This is a genomic window from Rhizobium sp. BT-226 (genome assembly GCF_025847085.2).
Classification (GTDB): Bacteria; Pseudomonadota; Alphaproteobacteria; order Rhizobiales; family Rhizobiaceae; genus Rhizobium; species Rhizobium sophorae.
In genome coordinates this window covers 467,369-485,472 of the sequence record NZ_JAOYTI010000002.1, presented here as the reverse complement: position 1 = coordinate 485,472, position 18,104 = coordinate 467,369, and the positions used below count along the sequence as shown (strand labels likewise).

21 protein-coding genes and 1 pseudogene are annotated in these 18,104 nt (G+C 60.9%); 14 read left to right on the top strand and 8 right to left on the bottom strand.

Annotated elements, in window-relative coordinates; genetic code table 11:
- The first annotated feature begins 7 nt into the window (after window positions 1-7).
- Window positions 8-646, top strand: a complete 639-nt coding sequence (locus OIU37_RS12530) for a TetR/AcrR family transcriptional regulator (protein ID WP_138328525.1) — start codon at window positions 8-10, stop codon at window positions 644-646.
- Here the strand turns inward: OIU37_RS12530 and OIU37_RS12525 are convergent.
- Together OIU37_RS12525 and OIU37_RS12520 are read right to left on the bottom strand one after the other, a co-directional pair.
- Window positions 643-1,164 carry a DUF1697 domain-containing protein gene (locus OIU37_RS12525; RefSeq protein WP_171601133.1) on the bottom strand — a complete coding sequence of 174 codons (522 nt, stop codon included), beginning with the start codon at window positions 1,162-1,164 and terminating at the stop codon, window positions 643-645. The genes OIU37_RS12530 and OIU37_RS12525 overlap by 4 nt on opposite strands.
- Before the next feature lie 229 nt (window positions 1,165-1,393).
- Entirely contained in the window at window positions 1,394-3,502 is a 2,109-nt protein-coding gene (locus tag OIU37_RS12520; protein WP_264257602.1) for a S9 family peptidase, read from the bottom strand.
- 252 nt (window positions 3,503-3,754) lie between these two features.
- On the opposite strand from OIU37_RS12520, the gene OIU37_RS12515 reads away from it, so the two are divergent.
- Both OIU37_RS12515 and OIU37_RS12510 read left to right on the top strand, forming a co-directional pair.
- The gene (locus OIU37_RS12515) at window positions 3,755-4,144 is read left to right on the top strand and encodes a DUF930 domain-containing protein (RefSeq protein WP_168312281.1); all 390 of its coding nucleotides are present in this window, start codon (window positions 3,755-3,757) and stop codon (window positions 4,142-4,144) included.
- Between the two features lie 99 nt (window positions 4,145-4,243).
- The gene (locus tag OIU37_RS12510) at window positions 4,244-5,041 is read left to right on the top strand and encodes a polysaccharide deacetylase family protein (protein ID WP_240602275.1); all 798 of its coding nucleotides are present in this window, start codon (window positions 4,244-4,246) and stop codon (window positions 5,039-5,041) included.
- Between the two features lie 223 nt (window positions 5,042-5,264).
- Here OIU37_RS12510 and OIU37_RS12505 read toward each other — a convergent pair whose 3' ends face one another.
- The 3 genes from OIU37_RS12505 to OIU37_RS12495 all read right to left on the bottom strand — a co-directional run bounded on the left by OIU37_RS12505 (window position 5,265) and on the right by OIU37_RS12495 (window position 8,894).
- Window positions 5,265-6,557 (bottom strand): FAD-binding oxidoreductase, encoded by a 1,293-nt coding sequence (locus OIU37_RS12505; protein ID WP_168316758.1) that lies wholly within the window; start codon window positions 6,555-6,557, stop codon window positions 5,265-5,267.
- Between the two features lie 18 nt (window positions 6,558-6,575).
- Entirely contained in the window at window positions 6,576-7,745 is a 1,170-nt protein-coding gene (locus OIU37_RS12500; RefSeq protein WP_180693414.1) for an AI-2E family transporter, read from the bottom strand.
- 183 nt (window positions 7,746-7,928) lie between these two features.
- Window positions 7,929-8,894 (bottom strand): VOC family protein, encoded by a 966-nt coding sequence (locus OIU37_RS12495; RefSeq protein ID WP_180693413.1) that lies wholly within the window; start codon window positions 8,892-8,894, stop codon window positions 7,929-7,931.
- 191 nt (window positions 8,895-9,085) lie between these two features.
- On the opposite strand from OIU37_RS12495, the gene OIU37_RS12490 reads away from it, so the two are divergent.
- The 4 genes from OIU37_RS12490 to OIU37_RS12475 all read left to right on the top strand — a co-directional run bounded on the left by OIU37_RS12490 (window position 9,086) and on the right by OIU37_RS12475 (window position 11,781).
- Window positions 9,086-9,505, top strand: coding sequence for a universal stress protein (locus OIU37_RS12490; RefSeq protein ID WP_264257601.1), 420 nt, complete (start codon window positions 9,086-9,088; stop codon window positions 9,503-9,505).
- Window positions 9,506-9,618: 113 nt separating this feature from the next.
- Window positions 9,619-10,287: a hemolysin III family protein gene (locus OIU37_RS12485; RefSeq protein WP_240602278.1), complete on the top strand. Its 669-nt coding sequence runs from the start codon at window positions 9,619-9,621 to the stop codon at window positions 10,285-10,287.
- A gap of 66 nt (window positions 10,288-10,353) precedes the next feature.
- A complete protein-coding gene (locus OIU37_RS12480) occupies window positions 10,354-10,905 on the top strand; it encodes a GNAT family N-acetyltransferase (protein ID WP_240602289.1) in 552 nt (183 codons plus the stop codon).
- A gap of 174 nt (window positions 10,906-11,079) precedes the next feature.
- Window positions 11,080-11,781 (top strand): pentapeptide repeat-containing protein, encoded by a 702-nt coding sequence (locus tag OIU37_RS12475; RefSeq protein WP_264257600.1) that lies wholly within the window; start codon window positions 11,080-11,082, stop codon window positions 11,779-11,781.
- Between the two features lie 100 nt (window positions 11,782-11,881).
- On the opposite strand, the gene OIU37_RS12470 is transcribed toward OIU37_RS12475, so the two are convergent.
- Window positions 11,882-12,154 (bottom strand): usg protein, encoded by a 273-nt coding sequence (locus OIU37_RS12470; RefSeq protein WP_264257599.1) that lies wholly within the window; start codon window positions 12,152-12,154, stop codon window positions 11,882-11,884.
- A 277-nt stretch (window positions 12,155-12,431) separates the two neighbouring features.
- On the opposite strand from OIU37_RS12470, the gene OIU37_RS12465 reads away from it, so the two are divergent.
- The 4 genes and pseudogenes from OIU37_RS12465 to OIU37_RS12450 all read left to right on the top strand — a co-directional run.
- Window positions 12,432-12,746 carry a co-chaperone GroES gene (locus OIU37_RS12465; RefSeq protein ID WP_264257598.1) on the top strand — a complete coding sequence of 105 codons (315 nt, stop codon included), beginning with the start codon at window positions 12,432-12,434 and terminating at the stop codon, window positions 12,744-12,746.
- Between the two features lie 52 nt (window positions 12,747-12,798).
- Complete coding sequence (gene groL / locus OIU37_RS12460) at window positions 12,799-14,427, top strand: chaperonin GroEL (RefSeq protein WP_264257597.1); 1,629 nt, start codon at window positions 12,799-12,801, stop codon at window positions 14,425-14,427.
- Between the two features lie 95 nt (window positions 14,428-14,522).
- A complete protein-coding gene (locus OIU37_RS12455; protein ID WP_264257596.1) occupies window positions 14,523-14,945 on the top strand; it encodes a hypothetical protein in 423 nt (140 codons plus the stop codon).
- An 80-nt stretch (window positions 14,946-15,025) separates the two neighbouring features.
- A pseudogene (locus OIU37_RS12450) lies at window positions 15,026-15,477 on the top strand (amylo-alpha-1,6-glucosidase); the annotation flags it as partial.
- Between the two features lie 34 nt (window positions 15,478-15,511).
- Here the strand turns inward: OIU37_RS12450 and OIU37_RS12445 are convergent.
- A complete protein-coding gene (locus tag OIU37_RS12445; RefSeq protein WP_180693406.1) occupies window positions 15,512-15,733 on the bottom strand; it encodes a hypothetical protein in 222 nt (73 codons plus the stop codon).
- A gap of 210 nt (window positions 15,734-15,943) precedes the next feature.
- Here OIU37_RS12445 and OIU37_RS12440 point away from each other — a divergent pair, with 210 nt between their 5' ends.
- Window positions 15,944-16,420, top strand: coding sequence for an Hsp20 family protein (locus tag OIU37_RS12440; RefSeq protein WP_264258471.1), 477 nt, complete (start codon window positions 15,944-15,946; stop codon window positions 16,418-16,420).
- A gap of 41 nt (window positions 16,421-16,461) precedes the next feature.
- Window positions 16,462-16,971, top strand: coding sequence for an Hsp20/alpha crystallin family protein (locus tag OIU37_RS12435; RefSeq protein ID WP_097617351.1), 510 nt, complete (start codon window positions 16,462-16,464; stop codon window positions 16,969-16,971).
- 131 nt (window positions 16,972-17,102) lie between these two features.
- Here OIU37_RS12435 and msrB read toward each other — a convergent pair whose 3' ends face one another.
- A complete protein-coding gene (gene msrB / locus OIU37_RS12430; protein ID WP_171601128.1) occupies window positions 17,103-17,516 on the bottom strand; it encodes a peptide-methionine (R)-S-oxide reductase MsrB in 414 nt (137 codons plus the stop codon).
- 189 nt (window positions 17,517-17,705) lie between these two features.
- Here msrB and OIU37_RS12425 point away from each other — a divergent pair, with 189 nt between their 5' ends.
- Window positions 17,706-17,921 carry a hypothetical protein gene (locus OIU37_RS12425; RefSeq protein WP_011651078.1) on the top strand — a complete coding sequence of 72 codons (216 nt, stop codon included), beginning with the start codon at window positions 17,706-17,708 and terminating at the stop codon, window positions 17,919-17,921.
- Window positions 17,922-18,104: the final 183 nt, after the last annotated feature.

The following is an 18,104-nucleotide window of genomic DNA, read 5'->3' as shown; positions in this document are numbered from 1 at the left end:
AGGGGACATGCGAAAGGGCGAGGAAACGCGGACCCGCATCCTCGATGTGGCCGAAGCGGCAGTCTTGCAGAAGGGGTTCGGCGGTACCTCCATCGAGGAACTCATCGCCGAGACCGGCATCACCAAGAGCGGCTTCTTCTATCATTTCAGGGACAAGAACGAGCTCGCCAAGGCACTGCTCAACCGCTACATCGAAAATGACGAGCGCATTTACGATGAGATCTTCAGCCGCGCGCGCGAGCTGACCGGCGATCCGCTGCAATCCTTCCTGCTCGGCCTGAAGCTGCTGTCCGAACTACTCTCCGACCTGCCGAACGGCCATCCCGGCTGCCTCGTGGCGACGGTCTGCTATTACGAGCGGTTGTTCGACCGGGAGATACAGGAGACCAACCGGAATGCGGTCCTTGCCTGGCGGCGCCGTTTCGGCCGCATGCTCCGGGAGATCATGGAGGTCTATCCGCCGCGCGAACCCGTCGACGTCGACCAACTCGCCGACATGGTGTCCTCTGTCCTGGAAGGCGGCATCGTTTTGTCGAAGACGCTGAAGGAACCGAACACGCTGGCCGAGCAGGTGCTGATGCTGCGGACTTTCGTGAAGATGCTCTTCCTGCCGGTGGCGGAGATGCCCAGGGCGTCGAGGGCCTAGTTGCCTTCCATATCAGCCGCTATCTCCGCGAGCTTGCGCACGGTGTTGAGATTGCGCGAGCTTCCCCGCTTCAGCGCCGGCAGCTTCAGCTTCGAGCGGCCGGAACCATTGGGATAATGCACATAGATTTCCCGGCCGGCGAGCTTCGCCTCCTCGCCGTCGGGCGCCACCATCTTTTCCAGCGCATCGCCGGGCGCCTTTTCAGGCAGGAAATAGACCAGCAGGAAATTCGGCTTGGCGTCGGGAAAGGGGGCGTCGGCGGCAATCTTGTCGAGTTCTTTGCGGCTGCGCACCATGACGCCTGGCCGCTTGCCCATCTTCTTGCCGAGCGCCTCGTCGAGCCGCTCCTCCACCATCTTTTCCGCTTCATCCGAACGGAAAAGCACGTTGCCGCTCTGGATGTAGGTCTTCACGTCGGAAAAGCCCAGGCCCTCGCAGATCGCCTTCAGCTCGGCCATCGGCAAAGAGCCGGTGCCGCCGACATTGACGGCGCGGAGTAGGGCGATGTAGACGGGCATTTCGTTGTCTCCCTTGGCCTGTTGTGCCGTGTCAGCCCCCCTCTGCCCTGCCGGGCATCTCCCACAGGTGGGGAGATCACAAGTGGGTTGGCCTTCCTGCTCATCCACCGTTTCGCCGTGCTGCAACGCTGATCGTTTGGGAAGCCGGTGCGCCCAGCTAATCTCCCCACCTGTGGGGGAGATGCCCGGCAGGGCAGAGGGGGGTGCCACTAGGCACGCCCCCAACCCTTCACATCTTGCCGGCAACCTTGATTGCAAACGCATACTCAAAGGCGATCTCTTCCAGCCGCTGGAAGCGGCCCGAGGCACCGCCATGGCCGGCATCCATATTCGTCTTCAGCAGGATCGGCGCGTTCCCCGTCGTCTTCTCGCGCAGCTTCGCCACCCACTTGGCCGGCTCCCAATAGGTGACGCGCGGGTCGGTCAGGCCGCCGAGCGCCAGGATCGGTGGGTAGGCTTTTGCGCCGACATTGTCATAGGGCGAGTAGGATGCGATCTGCTCGTATTCTTGCTTGCTGTCGATCGGATTGCCCCATTCCGGCCATTCCGGCGGGGTGAGCGGCAAAGTGTCGTCGAGCATGGTGTTGAGAACGTCGACGAAGGGAACGGCGGCAATGAGACCGGCGAACTTCTCCGGCGCCATGTTGGCAACCGCTCCCATCAGCATGCCGCCGGCCGATCCGCCCTCGGCGATGATCTTCGTGTAAGACGTGAACTTCTGTTGATTCAGATAATCGGCGGCTGCGACGAAGTCCTTGAAGGTGTTCGTCTTCTTGTCCATCTTGCCATCTTCGTACCAGGCAAATCCCTTGTCCTTGCCGCCGCGGATATGGGCAATCGCATAGACGAAGCCGCGATCGGCGAGCGACAGGCAGTTGGTGTTGAAGCCGGCTGGAATGGTGATGCCGTAAGCGCCATAGCCGTAGAGCAGGCAGGGCGCGCTGCCGTCGAGCGGGGTATCCTTGCGATAGAGCAGGGTGACCGGCACCATCTCGCCATCCCAGGCCGGCGCAAAGACGCGGCGCGTGACGTAGTCGTCGGGATTGTGGCCGGACGGCACTTCCTGCGTCTTCAACAGCGTGCGCTCGCGCGTCACCATGTTGTAGTCGTAGAGCTGTGATGGCGTCGTCATCGAGGAATAGGAGAAGCGGATGATATCCGTGTCGTATTCCGCAGCACCCTGCAGTCCCAGCGAATAGGCTTCCTCGGCAAAAGCGATCGCATGTTCCTCGCCGGTTGCCCGGTCGCGGATCATGATCTGCGGCAGCCCGTCCTTGCGCTCCAGCCACAGAAGATGGCGGGCATAGGCCATGTGGCTGATAATAAGCGTGCCGGGCTTGTGGGCGACCACTTCGCGCCAGTTTTCCTTGCCCGGCTCATCAACCGGCGCTTCCATGATCTTGAAATCCTTGGCGCCGCCGTCATTGGTGAGGATGTAGAAGACGTCGCCGCCCTCGGTTAGCGAATATTCGATGCCTTCCTCGCGCGCCGCCACCAGCTTCGGCTCGGCTGTCAGGTCCTTGGTCGACAGCAGCCGGTATTCGCTGGTCTCGTGGTCGTGGATGTCGATATAGATGAAGTCGTCGAGCAGCGAGCCGCCGACGCCCATGAAGAAGCCGGCATCGGCTTCCTCATAGACCAGCCGGTCTTCCGACTGCGGCTGGCCGAGAATGTGGTGGAACACCTTCGACGGCCGGTGGTTCTCGTCGAGCGCCGAATAGAAGAAGCTCTTGCCGTCGGGCGCCCAGACGCCGCCGCCGCCGGTATTCTCGATCCGATCATCGAGGTCCTCGCCGGTTGCGAGGTCGCGCACCTGCAGCGTGAAGAATTCCGAACCCTTGTCGTCATAGCCCCAGATGCCGCGGCTGTGGTCGCTCGTATGGTCGAGGCCGGCGAGGCGGAAATAGGCCTTGCCGGCGGCTTCCTTGTCGCCGTCGAGCAGCACCGTGCGGATCGTTTCGTCGGCGACATTGCCGTCGCGGGCGATACGGAAATAACGCGGCTGTTCGCCGCCTGTCACATAGAAGGTGCCGTAGGCATAGGCGCCGTCCTTCATCGGCACAGAGCTGTCGTCTTCCTTGATGCGGCCGCGCATTTCGGAAAACAGCACCTTCTGCAGCGGCTTGGTGTCTTCCATCGCCGCGTTCATATAGGCGTTTTCGGCTTCGAGATGCCGGCGGATCTCGGGGTCGAGGATCGACGGATCCTTGAACATCGCCTGCCAGTTGTCGGCGCGCAGCCAGGCATAATCGTCCGTGCGGGTGATGCCGTGACGCGTGTCGGAGATCGGCTTCTTCGGTGCGGCAGGCGGTGTCGGCAGGCTTTTGAAAACGGACAAGGAATGGCTCCGGTGGGAATGTCGGGTTGGCAAGAGATAGAGGTGCACTGGCCCCGGATCAAGCGGTAAGGGTGCGCCAAGGGTACAGGTGCCCTTCCACAGACAAGGAGGACGCTCAGCCCATTTTGCCTTGATGTCACCACAATATTTAAGAAAGTCCGCTCTCGTCGCGCGAAATTTGCACACGCCAAGCCTCCGGCAAGCTGCCCGGGGCGGGGTGAAGAATGGACAACAGTAAGGGATTTCTCCGCAATGCCGAAACGTCTGGTCCTGTTTCTATCCCTCGCAAGCCTTGCTGCTCCCGCCTTTGCCGTCGATCCCGCCATCAAGAAGCAGCTGGAAAAACTCGATCCCTCGACCCGCCTGGAACAGAGCTGCGACACCGAGGCGATGAGCCGCATCAACAAGGACAGCACCGGCTTCAAGCCCGACAAGGTGATCGCCTACACCTTCAAAGACCCGATCCTCGGCGACAATTCGCTGGACGCGCCGGGCGCTGTCTTCCGCAGCAAGGGCGACTGGTACCATCTCTCCTACAATTGCATCACCGGTCCGCAGCATATCAACGTGCGCGAGCTCAATTACGAGATCGGCGAGAAGGTGCCGCGCGAGAAGTGGAACAAGTATTATCTTTATGATTGATGCTGGCCTGTCCGGGCGGCTGCGGTGACATCCGGCCGCATGGCGCCGGGGGAGAGCCGCCGCTAAAATCGGCAGCTCGAATCATAGAAACCCCATTGTATGAACCGCATCCTGCTCGCTTCGGCGTTCCTTCTCGTCAGCATCCCCGCTGCATTCGCGGACGGAATTCCGTCAGCGCCGCCGGCCACGGCAGTTCTCAGGCCGGCCCCGAAGGCGCCGGCGCCAAAACTCGTCGAGCCGTATCTGCATATCGCCCGTTCCAATGTCGTCGGCCATGCCCGCGTTGCTCTGACCTTCGATGCCTGCATGGGGCAGGCGGACGAGCGCATCCTGTCGACGCTGGTGCGTGAACGCATCCCGGCAACGATCTTTGTCACGGCGCGCTGGCTGAAGCGCAATCCCGCTGCCGTCGCCGTGTTTCTGCAGAACCCCGATCTCTTCGAACTCGAAAACCACGGCGAGAACCATATTCCGGCCGTCGACACGCCGACGCTGATCTATGGCATCGCGTCTGCCGGCTCGCCACAGGCGGTGCGACAGGAGGTCGAAGGCGGCGCTGCTGCGATGGTCGCGGCCGGCATCCCGGCGCCGCACTGGTTCCGCGGCTCGACCGCCAAATATGATCTTTCCGCCATCGGCGAGATCCGCGCCATGGGCTATCGCATTGCCGGTTATTCCGTAAACGGCGACGGCGGTTCGCTGCTGGGTGCTGTTATCACCGAAAAGCGCATCTCCTCGGCCAAGGACGGCGATGTCGTCATCTCCCACGTCAACCAGCCGACCCATGCGGCCGGCGAGGGGGTGGCGAAGGCGCTGGTCGATCTCAAGGCGAAGGGCACGCAATTCGTCCGACTCCAAGATGTCGAGGACACTGGTGACGACAAGACGACCGAGTGATTGAAGGCGTGCCGTGGGACACCCCCCTCTGGCCTGCCGGCCATCTCCCCCACAAGGGGGAGATCGGCAAGAAGCCATTCCTCGCCTTAAATTTACGACTCATATGACGGCCAGTTGTTTGGGGAAGCCATCACGCCCAGCCAATCTCCCTCCTTGTGGGGGAGATGCCCGGCAGGGCAGAGGGGGTGCCCCACGCCGCGACAGTCAATGTGAGGCCTTATACTTACCTCAGCTCCTTCCCGGCCCGCGCCATACCCTCTCCAAAACGCGCCAAACCCGGCCCATCCCTGTCGAGCGCAAAATCCTCGAACCAATCCCGTTGCATGCCGGCCAGCATGGCGCCGATCATCTGCGCCGCGAGGTAGGAAAAGGTAATGCCGTTGCCGCCGTAGCCATAGGCAGCAAACACATGCGGCGTCTCCGGGACCGGGCCGATCAGCGGCAGACCGTCGACCGTCTCGCCGAAGGTGCCGCACCAGGCGTGTTCCACCCGCGTATCCGCTTTCGGCCATAGCCGCTTCATCTTCTCCTGGATGGCTATGGTCTTTGCCGGCAGCTTGCGGTCGCGCGCCTCCGCATCGATCGTCTCGTCATCCTCGCCGCCGGCGACGATGCGATTGTCAGCCGTCGTGCGCATGTAGAGATAGGGGTGGCTGTCCTCCCAGATCAGCGCCCTGTCGCGCCAGAAATTTGCCGGGTCCTGCGGCACGGTGGCGAGCGCCCAGCTTGAACTCGAGCGGTGCAGCTTCGGCATGTCGAGACCCGGCATCGAATAGCCGGTCGCCAGCACGACATGCCGTGCCTCGATGACCTGGCCTCCATCGGTCTCTGCCGTGATGTGATCGCCTTCGCTGTGAAGCGCGGTCACGGAAGCGTTGACCAGCCGCGCGCCGCGCCGCACCGTCATCTCGATCAAGGCCCAGGTCAGAAGCAGCGGATCGCACTCCGCCGAACCCGGCGAATAGATCGCGCCATCCCGGTCGAGCTCGAATTGTGTAAAGAGATCGGGATGTTCGAGATAGACGCCGGGCAGGCCGGCCCGGCGGCGAAGCTGGCGCTCCTCCAAGAGGTCGCGCGCGCCTTCGCGGCCGTCGGCCAGATAGAGCGTGTTGCGCGACCGGAAGCCGCAGGCGATGCCGTTGGCGGCGATCAGCTTGGAAAGGCCGGCGACCGCGGCACCGCTGCGGCGGTAGATCCCGGCCGCGCGCTCGAAGCCGTAATAGTCCTCGAGTTCGGTGAGCGTGCTGTCGATTTCCCATTGCAGCATCGCCGTGCTCGCCGCGGTGCTGCCGAAACCGGGCTCCTCCCGGTCAATGAGCGCCACGGAAAAGCCGCGCGCCGTCAAATGTTCGGCAACCAAGGCGCCGGTAATGCCGCCGCCGATCACGGCGACGTCGGTGGAAAAGCTCTGCTCGATCGGCCGCCATTCCGGCCTTATGCCGCTTTTTCCCCAGAGGGAACGGCCGCTGACCATCTGGTCGTGATCGGATTCGTTGAGATCGAGATCAGCTGCCACGAACGTTTCCCCGGTTGATTATTTCGGCAATTGCGGCTGCGGCTTTTCCTCAATCAGCAATTCGTCGATAATAGTCATGACGATCAGCGAAAGCGGCAGCGCCAGCATGGCGCCGACGGCACCCCACATCCATGTCCAAAACAGGATGGCGAGGAAGACGACGAAGGGATTGATCTCAAGCCGCCGTCCCATCACCGCCGGGAAGATCAGGTTCTCCATGAGGAGATGCACGGTGAAGAAGGCTGCGGCCGGCATCAGGCCGATGAGGAGGCCATCATGGGTCAGGATGCCGGCGACCGCAACGGCAAGCGTCATCAGTGTGATGCCGAGATAGGGGATGAAGCTCGACAGGAAGGCGAAGAAGCCCCAGAGCACCGGGGCCGACAGCCCGCCGGCATAGGCGATGACAGTCATGACCACGCCGAGCCCGACATAGATCAACGAGGCCGTCGCGAAATAGAAGCCGAGCACCTGCTCGACGGCATTGATGACTCGGATGGCCGCCAGACGCTGCGTGCGGGTGCGGAAGGTCATGATGATCGTCTTGCGCAGGTTGACCCGACCAGCGAGGAAGAACAGCAGCGCCGCAAAGAAGATCATCCCCTGTATCAGGGCCGGCGTCAGGTTAGTCGTCACCACGTGCAGCACGCTGCCGGTGTTTTCGAGCAGCGCACCGATCGACATCGATCCGCTTTCGAATGTCGCCGGCGTGATATGCAGCCATCTGATGCGCTCCAGATAAGGCATCAGGCGGTCTATGGTGCGTTCGGCGAAGGCCGGACCCTCATTGGCAAGTGTCATCAGCGGGTCGGCGAGCGAGTTGATCAGCAGGAAGATCACCAGCGCCACGCTGCTTGATAGCATGAAGGCGTTGGCAAGCCGCGGCACGCCCATCTTGCTGAGCTTTTCTGCCGCCATGCCGAGGATCATGCCGACGACGACGGCCAGCGTGATCGGGATGAGGATCAGCGACATGAAATAGACGGCGGCAAGGAAGAGGATGCCGAAGATGCCGATGATCGCCCAGGCCATGGTAACATCGAGCCCGTCCTTTTCCAGACGGTGCAGCGGTGGCGGTGGCGGCAGCTCTTCCGCCGCCTCCTTCAACGACTGTGCCCAGGCGCTGGTATGGCGTTCGCCGATCGCGATCTTCTTTGCTTGTTTGCGGATGCCATTGGCGATACCCATGCGGTGAGGTCCCCGAAGCCCCATTGCTTCCTCACGGAAACGCGCTGACAAGGTTCCGGTTCCGGTTCCGTGACGGGAATGACCGTCCGGTACGCTGCATGCCGCATGTCTTTGCGCCGACGGCATTGCTCCATGGCGTGAGCGCCTTTAACCGCTACGGCTGACCCGCAGCAACCTGGAAAACTACGCCGAAAGTGTCAGGCCGATGCCCCAGGGATCGCTGAGGAATACGCCGCCGTCGCGCTTATCGCTTTTGATCTCCAGTGCATCGAGCTTGGAGACCGCCGCATCCAGCGTCGCCTTGTCGTTGAAACGGATCTTGTAGTCCGAAAGCCCGGTCATATTGCCGGCGCGTGCCATGGCACCGCGGCTGTTCCAGATATTGGCGCCGAGATGGTGATGATAGCCGCCGCTCGCAAAGAAGCTCGCGCCCGGATAACGCGCCATCAGCTTAAGGCCGAGGACGTCGCGGTAGAAGGCGTCCGCTTGTGGAATATCGCCGACCTGCAGATGCAGGTGGCCGATCGCCGTCCCTGCAGCCATGCCGTCCCAGCGCTCATCAGGCGCGCTGTTGTAGAGCGCCTGCAGGTCGAGGCGCAGCGTCGCCATCTCCACCATGCCGTCCTCATGGAATTTCCATTGTTCGTGCGGCCGGTCGGCATAGATCTCGATGCCGTTGCCTTCGGGGTCGGAAAGATAGATCGCCTCGCTGACGAGATGGTCCGAGGCGCCGTCGAGCGCGACGTTGTTCTGTGCCGCATGGCGCAGCCAGCGTGCGAGCTCCGTCCGGTCCGGCATCAGGAAGGCGGTGTGGAAAAGGCCGGCGGCATTGCGTGGCGCGATCATGGCATTCTTTGCGGTGGTCAGGGTCAGCAAAGGGAGATCGCCGACACCCAGCACTTCGCCGCTCGCCGTCTTCTCGATCACCTTCAGGCCGAGCATCGATTGGTAGAAGCCGGAAACCAGACCGAGGTCGGTCACGACCAGATGCGACTGGTCGATATAGGCGGGCCGCGTCAGCGCATAGGAAGTTTCGGTCGTCATGGATTGTTCTCCTGCCTCTGAATTGGCCCGTAAGATAGAAGGCGTACCGGCGGTGGCGGCAAACATGCCGCCCGTGGCAAGCCCGAGGAAGTTTCGCCGGTTCATTCGCTTCTGATCTCCCCTCGGCTGCCGTACGTGAATTCTATATGGCGCATCCCGATTGTTCACAAAAGACCTGTTTTTGAGGATGAAGCGTTGAGCAGATGTTGACGATGACTTGCGCCCACTTGATCGCGATCAATGCGTCCATATCTTATTTAGAGGAAGCTTATGCATCGCAGTCATGGAGGGAAGCCATGTACAGAAAGATCATCGTAGCGGTCGCGCTCGGCGGCATCGAAAAGGGAGAAAAGATCCTCCGCAAGGCCGCGTCCTTGCTCGATGACGGCGGCGAGATCATCGCGCTCAATGTCGTCGAGGATGTGCCGAGTTATGTCGCGATCGAACTGCCGGCCAATATGGTCGAGGACGTCATGAAGGACAGCCGCGGGCAACTGGAAGCGCTGGTCGCCGCAGCCGGTGTTGCGGCAACTGTCGAGATCGGCAACGGCCCGCCCGCCAAAGCGATCATCTCGGCCGCCGAAAGCCACGGCGCCGACCTGATTATCGTCGCCTCGCATGTTCCCGATTTTTCCAACTACTTCATCGGCGCCACCGCCGATCGGGTCGTGCGCCATGCCAAATGCTCGGTGCTGGTCGACCGGCAGAAGGTTTGACTTTACACCCTGCTGCCTGTCACGAAGATTTACCGCCCGTGCGCTTTGCCGGAGTTGCGCGCCCGTCCGTTCAATGCGACGATTGCAATCGGGTATGAAACGGATTGGCGTGCATGGGCGAGTTCAACGGCATTCGCTGGGCTTATGATAGATATGAATTGATCGCCGACGGTATCGTCCATGGCGTCGGTCTTGTGCTGGCGCTGATCGGGGCCACCGTGTTGATCTTCTACGCCACCGTCTGGAGCTCCTATGGCGCGCTCGCCGCCGCCTGGATCTATGGCGTCGGGCTGGTGCTGACGCTTGCCATTTCTTTTTCCTACAATGCCTGGCCGGTCTCGCGCACGAAATGGTATCTGCGCCGCTTCGATCATTCGGCGATCTTCCTCTTGATCGCCGCCACCTATACGCCCTTCCTCGAACGCGGCGCCGACGATCCGCTGCTCTTGTTCATGCTGATCGCGATCTGGCTGTTTGCTGCTGTCGGCATCGTCTTGAAATGCGCCTTTCCCGGGCGTTTCGACCGTCTTGCCATCCTGCTTTATCTCGCCATGGGCTGGAGCGGCGTGCTGGTGGCCGAGCCCGTCGCCTCGCGCATTCCCGCCGCCTCGATGCTGCTGATCGTCATCGGCGGCGTCATCTATTCACTCGGCGTCATCTTCCATGTCTGGGAGAAGCTGCGCTTCCAGAACGCCATCTGGCATGGTTTCGTCGTCACCGCCGCGGCGGTGCATTATTCGGCGGTCTTCACCTGTTTCAGCCTGTCGGCGCCGCGCCTCTGAACGACGACCGTGCCCGAGGCCGTTCCTATTTCGCATCCGCCGTTTACATCTTTCCAGGCGGGGCGTATGCCCGCCTTCGCAAACAATATGAACCCGAGCATCATGACAGACGCTGTCCTCCTCCGCGACGCCACAGAAGCCGATCTTTCCGCCATTCGCGATATCTATAATCACGCCGTCGAGCACACGACGGCGATCTGGAACGATACGCTGGTCGATCTCGAAAACCGGCTGGAATGGTTCAGGGCGCGCCAGGCGCGCGGCTTTCCCGTCATCGTCGCCGAAATGTCGGGCAAGGTCGCAGGCTACGCCTCCTATGGCGACTGGCGGCCCTTCGACGGCTACCGCCACACGGTCGAGCATTCCGTCTATGTCGACAAGGATTGCCGGGGTGGCGGCATCGGCGAGCGCCTGATGCGGGAATTGATCGCGCGTGCTGTGGCCGGCAATATCCATGTGATGATCGCCGGTATCGAGGCGGAGAACACCGCCTCGGTCAGGCTGCACGAAAAGCTCGGCTTCCGCATCGCCGGCAGATTTTCCGAGGTCGGCACCAAATTCGGCCGCTGGCTGGACCTTACCTGCATGGAGCTTCGCCTGCCCGGCAAGGCGGATTGATCCACCTGCCAGGTAAGGTGGATACCACCTGCCAAGAAAAGCCGGACAGCAATCCATTGTGAACGGCGCTCGCCATCTTTTTATTGTAGTCTGAGCTGTGTAAGAAAATGGAAGGCTGCTTCGCGAAAGGCGGCCTGAAAGCGTCATCTAAGCGTCATGGGGGTGAACTGTTCAATGGCAATGCACGGATCGTCACTCGGTCTCCTTGCCCTCGTCCTTTTGGCATTTCCGCCGGTTGCCGCACGGGCCGCCGATTGCGGCAGCCTGGCCTCGCCGAAGCTCGACTGGCAGGAATGCACCAAGAAGAACCTGATGCTGCAGGGCAGTGACCTCGAAGGCGCCAATCTCTTCGGCACCGATTTCTCGCTGACCGATCTCGCCGGCGCCAACGTCAAATCCGCCAATCTGGAGAAAGCGACGCTGGTGCGCGCCTCTCTCGAGGGTGCACACGCCGAAGGCGCCAATTTCGCCAAGATCGAGGCCTACCGATCCAGCTTCGCCAAAGTCGCCGCCGAGGGCGCTTCCTTTGCTGGCGCCGAACTGCAGCGCGCCAATTTCGCCGGCGCCCAGCTCTCCGGCGCGAGTTTCGAAAAGGCTGAACTCGGCCGCGCCGATTTCGACAAGGCGGTGCTGACGGGGGTGAAATTCTCTTTCGCCAATCTCTCCCGCGCCGATCTCTCCAAGGCCACCTTCGAAGGCCCGGCGACCTTCGAGCGCGCCTTCATGTTCTTGACCCGCATCGAAGGCCTCGACCTCTCGGCCGCCGCCGGGCTCGAACAGGCGCAGATCGACCTTGCCTGCGGCGATGCCTCGACCAAGCTGCCGGCAGGCCTTTCGGCACCCTCGACTTGGCCATGCCCTGCCGATCACGATTGATTGGTTGGGGTTTTGCCGCGATACCGAGCGGTTGGTAAGCCCCTATGGGCAACAATGGCTGGCGGATACGCAACCATCTGCTGGGACTGTGGGATTCGATTTAGTGCAATCGCAACTCGCCCATGACGCGACGCCATTCGTTCAGTCCGATCAGCCGCTGGTGGCTATAGCGAACGGAATGCAGCGGCCCCTCAAGCTTGGACTGCCAGAAATCCAGGAATCTGTGCATTTCCGGAAAGTCGGGGGCGAGATCGTAATCCTGCCAGACATAGGTCTGCAGAACCGACTCAAAATCCGGCATGCGGTAAAGGATGTGCGCGGGGGTAAGGCCGTAACCGTTGAGCTGGCGCTCTATGTCCGATGAAAATTCCATGCTTCATCTCCGTTTCGCAATAACGAGAAGGTGGCGCATATTTTTGCCTCCATCAACTGGTTTCTCAACGCGGAAACAGTGTTTGTTGTTCCTTCTCAGTATGTTAGCAGCCATTTCCGGCGAGTGCTAATTTTTTTCGCCACCCCCTTGAAATGGAAAAACCGCAAAACCAGATCATTCCGCGCAAAACGCTCGACAGAGGTTTGCACCCGCCCGGACCGGTCATCCGGTCCGGCCAGGGAACAACGTCATTATTGTTTGTCCATTGGAGGAAAACATGTCGTTCCGACCGCTTCATGATCGCATTCTCGTCCGCCGGGTCGATTCAGAGGAAAAGACCAAGGGCGGCATCATCATTCCTGATACCGCCAAGGAGAAGCCGCAGGAAGGCGAGGTTATCGCCGTCGGCCCCGGCTCACGCAACGACGCCGGCCAGATCCAGGCGCTCGACGTCAAGCCCGGCGATCGCATTCTGTTCGGCAAATGGTCCGGCACCGAGATCAAGATCAACGGTGAAGATCTGCTGATCATGAAGGAAAGCGATGTCATGGGCATTATCGAGGCTCAGGCCGCCGAAAAGATCGCCGCCTGAGGCGTTCTCAGCGCATTAGTCAAGAAAAGCTGCCTATCGAAGGAGTGAAAGAATGGCTGCGAAAGAAGTCAAATTCCATACCGATGCCCGTGAACGCTTGCTGCGTGGGGTCGATGTCCTGGCCAATGCCGTGAAGGTGACGCTCGGCCCGAAAGGGCGCAACGTCGTCATCGACAAGTCCTTTGGCGCGCCGCGCATCACCAAGGACGGCGTTTCGGTCGCCAAGGAAATCGAACTCGAAGACAAGTTCGAAAACATGGGCGCCCAGATGCTGCGCGAAGTTGCATCCAAGACGAACGATCTCGCCGGTGACGGCACCACGACTGCGACGGTGCTGGCCCAGGCAATCGTCAAGGAAGGCGCCAAGGCGGTCGCTTCCGGTATGAACCCGATGGACCTCAAGCGTGGCATCGACATCGCCGTCGACGCCGTTGTCAAGGAACTGAAGACCAACGCCCGCAAGATCTCCAACAATTCCGAAATCGCCCAGGTCGGCACGATCTCCGCCAACGGTGATTCCGAGATCGGTCGTTACCTCGCTGAAGCAATGGAAAAGGTCGGCAATGAGGGTGTCATCACCGTCGAAGAAGCCAAGACCGCCGAAACCGAGCTCGAAGTCGTCGAAGGCATGCAGTTCGACCGCGGCTACCTCAGCCCCTACTTCGTCACCAATCAGGACAAGATGCGAGTCGAGCTCGAGGACCCCTATATTCTCATTCATGAGAAGAAGCTCTCGAACCTGCAGTCGATGCTGCCAGTTCTCGAAGCCATCGTCCAATCCGGCAAGCCGCTCCTCATCATCGCTGAAGACGTCGAAGGCGAGGCCCTCGCAACACTCGTCGTCAACAAGCTGCGCGGCGGCTTGAAGATCGCTGCCGTCAAGGCCCCCGGCTTCGGCGACCGCCGCAAGGCCATGCTCGAAGACATCGCTATCCTGACCGGCGGTACCGTCATCTCCGAAGATCTCGGCATCAAGCTCGAGAACGTCACGCTCGACATGCTCGGCCGTGCCAAGAAGGTGTCGATCGAGAAGGAAAACACCACCATCATCGACGGTGCTGGCTCGAAGGCGGAGCTTGACGGTCGCACGGCTCAGATCCGCGCCCAGATCGAAGAAACCACCTCCGACTACGACCGGGAGAAGCTGCAGGAACGCCTCGCCAAGCTCGCCGGCGGCGTTGCCGTCATCCGTGTCGGCGGCTCGACGGAAGTCGAGGTGAAGGAGAAGAAGGACCGCGTCGACGACGCGCTTCATGCAACCCGCGCGGCGGTGGAGGAAGGCATTCTGCCGGGCGGCGGCGTGGCGCTGCTGCGCGCCGTCAAGGCGCTCGATAATCTCAGCGTGGCCAACCAGGACCAGCGCGTCGGCATCGAGATTGTGCGCCGCGCAATCGAAGCCCCGGTACGGCAGATCGCCGAAAACGCCGGCGCGGAAGGCTCGATCGTGGTCGGCAAGCTGCGGGAGAAGAGCGAATTCTCCTATGGCTGGAATGCCCAGACCGGCGAATATGGTGATCTCTATGCGCAGGGGGTTATCGATCCGGCGAAAGTGGTGCGCACCGCGCTTCAGGATGCCGCCTCCGTTGCCGGTCTTCTGGTGACGACGGAAGCGATGATCGCCGAGAAGCCCAAGAAGGAGGCCGCTCCGGCCATGCCCGCCGGCCCCGGCATGGACTTCTAAGCGATCGCTCGGCCCGCCCTGCTCTTAAGGGCGGGCCTCCCCACGCACTATCGAATGAACCAAGTTCCATCGGTCAACATCAGTGGAGCCAAGCTATGAGAAAGGAAAGCACCAGCAATTCCATACAGCAGGAAGCCACGGCGGCAATCAGCGCGGCGCATCTGCTTTATCCGGCCAAACATTTCGGTCACCCGCGTGACGTGCTTACCGCCGCCGACATCGGCAATGACGAGAAGCGGGCCATTCTGGCTTCATGGGCATCCGATATTTTCGCGATCGAATCCGCACCGGCCCTTCGCCTTTATCCCGGGGCGGAAAGAGCTGTTTCCTATGACGAGATCCTTGAAGCGCTGAAGACGTTGGACAAGGACGATCGGCAAGCTGAGAAGCAAGCTGCGTCGACTTCCTCGACGGCCCGCAGGACCCTTCGCCGAAAACTGCCGGCACGCCGGCTTCCTGGTTTTGGCTTGTGCAGCTATTGGAAGGGGGGACGGCGCCGACAGCTACTCGAAACCTGACCTCCCATCTGACCTGCCGCGCGCCTCGTAAGGACGCAGGCATGATTTTTGCCGACGACTCTTTGCTCAACAGAGGAGGTTACAATGGCTCGATCTGGCCACATGACAATGTCTTGATCGCCAGCGGCCTTGCCCGCTATGGCTACCGCGTCGAAGTCGCGCGGATATTCGAGGGTTGTTTGCCGCCTCGACCTATATCGACCTGCGGCGGCTCCCCGAACTCCTCTGCGGCCTGCCGCGCCAGCGGGCACGAGGGCCGACCTTCTATCCGGTCGCCTGCTCCCCTCAAGCATGGGCGGCAGCCGCTCCTTTATCGCTGCTGCAATCCTGTCTCGGCCTCGACTTCGACCCGAATGGCTTGCACATCAGCTTCAACGTACCGAGGCTTCCCACATTCCTCGACGAGATGATCTTACGACGCCTGTCGATCGGTATTGGCTCGGCTGACGTCGCCATTCGCCGGTCGGGACGCCAGGTCGTGGTCGATGTGATGGACCGCAACGGCAATGTTCAGGTGCTCACGATAGCATGACGGACCAGTCGGGGAGGCGAGTCATCCGCCTTTCCTATTCCAGTTCCTCTTCATCCGAACTCAGCAGATCAACAAGCGCAGCAACCCTGCCTGTTGGCAGAGGCCGGCCTTCACCCATCAAGGCTTCGTCGTTGCTGGCCCACCCAAATGCCTCGGCGAGTTCAGCCTGGGTGGCGCCCGTCGCGATGACCTCGGCCACGAGCGTTTCATCGGCGGGCCCGAGGACGGCGATGACGTCCTTTGAAGTCATTGTCATAACCATTTCTCCTCTCTCAAGCTCAGCCCAGATATGGTGGTGCCTTCGAAGAAAGCAATTTTTTCGCTGAGAAATTCTCTCCTCTTGAAACGGTAAACTGCTGAATTATATCAGTATTGTCGATCGCCGAGCAGGGATCGACAGGTCCAGGAGACGCCTGTCGCTCTTGGCGTCTCCTGTATCCATGTTGCTTGTAAGGAGGATATGGCTATGAGGACAAACCTCGATTTCTCTCCCCTGTTCCGGTCGAGCATCGGCTTCGAGCGGATGTTGAACGCACTTGACGCTGCAAGCCGCGCCGAGACAATCGACAACTGGCCGCCTTACGATATCGTCAAAACCGGCGAGGACGAATACCGCATTGCCATGGCCGTGGCGGGCTTCTCGCAGGACGAACTGGCGATCATCCAAGAGCAGAACATGCTCGTCGTCTCAGGGCAGAAGGCGAACGGCGAAGATGTTCAATACTTGCATCGCGGCATTGCTGATCGAAGCTTCCAGCGTCGGTTCGAATTGGCCGACCACGTCAAGGTCGTGGATGCCGGACTCGTCAACGGTCTGCTGACCATCGACCTCAAGCGTGAAATTCCTGAAGAGATGAAGCCGCGCCAGATCGAGATCGGAACTGGAAATGCAATGCCGAAGGCCGAGACCAAGCAGATCGAAGCCGAGACGCAGGCAGCCTGAGCCGTCAGGAATGCCCAAGAACCACCAGAAAGGAGTAAGCCATGAGTGTTCGTGATTTGATTCCTTGGGGCCGCAATAACGGCCACCAGGTTCCGAGTCTCCTCCGCGAGGACGACCATGATCCTTTCCTGTCGCTCCATCGCGAGGTCAACCGTCTGTTCGACGATGCTTTCCGCAGCTTCGGCTCTGGCCTGCCGTCACTGCGGGGCGCCAGCGGTTTCGGTGCTGGCTGGCCGAGTGTCGAGATCTCCGACACCGATAAGGATATCAAGGTGACGGCCGAGGTCCCCGGCCTTGAGGAAAAGGACATCGAGGTCATTCTCGATGATGGCGTTCTGACGCTGAAGGGTGAAAAGCGTTCGGAGACGGAAGACAAGGAGAAGCAGTTCTCGGAGCGCTACTATGGCCGCTTCGAGCGACGCATCCCACTCGGGACCGAGGTCAAGGAAGATCAGGTCGACGCGACCTTCAAGAACGGCGTCCTGACCGTCACCTTGCCCAAGAGCGAAAAGGCGCAGTCACAGGTCAGGCGCATCGCCATCAGAAGCTGATCGAAACAAGGGCGGCGGCCGACCACCTGGCGGCCGCCGCTACCATGTCGTCCATGGTGGCACGGAAATTTCCGTCGCGCTTAGTCTCCTCATGGCCGCGGGATCGGCAGATACCGATCGCAGGTTCAGGCCTATTTCCCCGGCTCGAACACCATCGAGTGGCCGTTGATGCAGTAGCGCAGGCCGGTCGGCGGCGGGCCGTCGGGAAAGACGTGGCCGAGATGGGCGTCGCAGCTGCCGCAGCGGATTTCGGTGCGCACCATGCCAAAGGCCGTGTCGCGATGCTCCGTCACCGCTTCGGGCGATACCGCTTCGAAATAGCTCGGCCAGCCGCAGCCGGCATCGAATTTGGTGTCGGAGCGGAAAAGCGGCGCATTGCAGCCGACGCAGCGGTAAAGCCCCGTCTCGAAGGAATCCCAATAGGGGCCGGTAAAGGCGCGTTCGGTGCCGTGCTGGCGCGTGATGCGGTATTGCTCGGGGGTGAGCTGCTCTTTCCATTCGGCGTCGGTCTTGTGGATCTTGGCGGTCGTCGCAGTGTCGGACATGAGGTGCTCCTTTCGCCGAGGGGCGGGTTCCGTTTCGCGAGAAAATGTGGTGCGCCGCGTTCAGTTCATCAAGTCTCCCGCGGCGCGCCATGAGATTGGCGGCATACCCAATTAGGGGAAGAGGCTTGCTTTTACATCCGTTAGGGGTTTTCTGTTAGGGTTAATGTTGCGTGCATTGGAGAAACACTGGTGTTTGAAACAGCAATCGTCCTGCTCTACGGCCTTGTGGCCGTGGCCGCCATGGCCGTCACGCTGTTGGAAGGCTGGGCCAATCATGACGGTTTGACGCTCCATCGTCTCGCCGGGCTCCTCGCTTGCCTGCTCTGGCCGCTGACGCTTCTGGTCTTCATCCTGCACGGTTGCATCGCCCGGCTGCTGACGCGTCTTTCCAGATCGACGGCCTGATCGGCTTTGAACATCGCCATGCGGTGCGGCTTGCGGCCGAAATCACTTGAGACGCTCCCCCGTTTCGCCTAAGCCAGAAGACAGGCCGGTTTTCTTCGGCTTTTCGTCTGTTGCCTTTACAGCGCCGCGCGCCTTGTCGGACGTGCAAAAGCCTGTAACATTTTGAATTATGCGGTAGAGGAG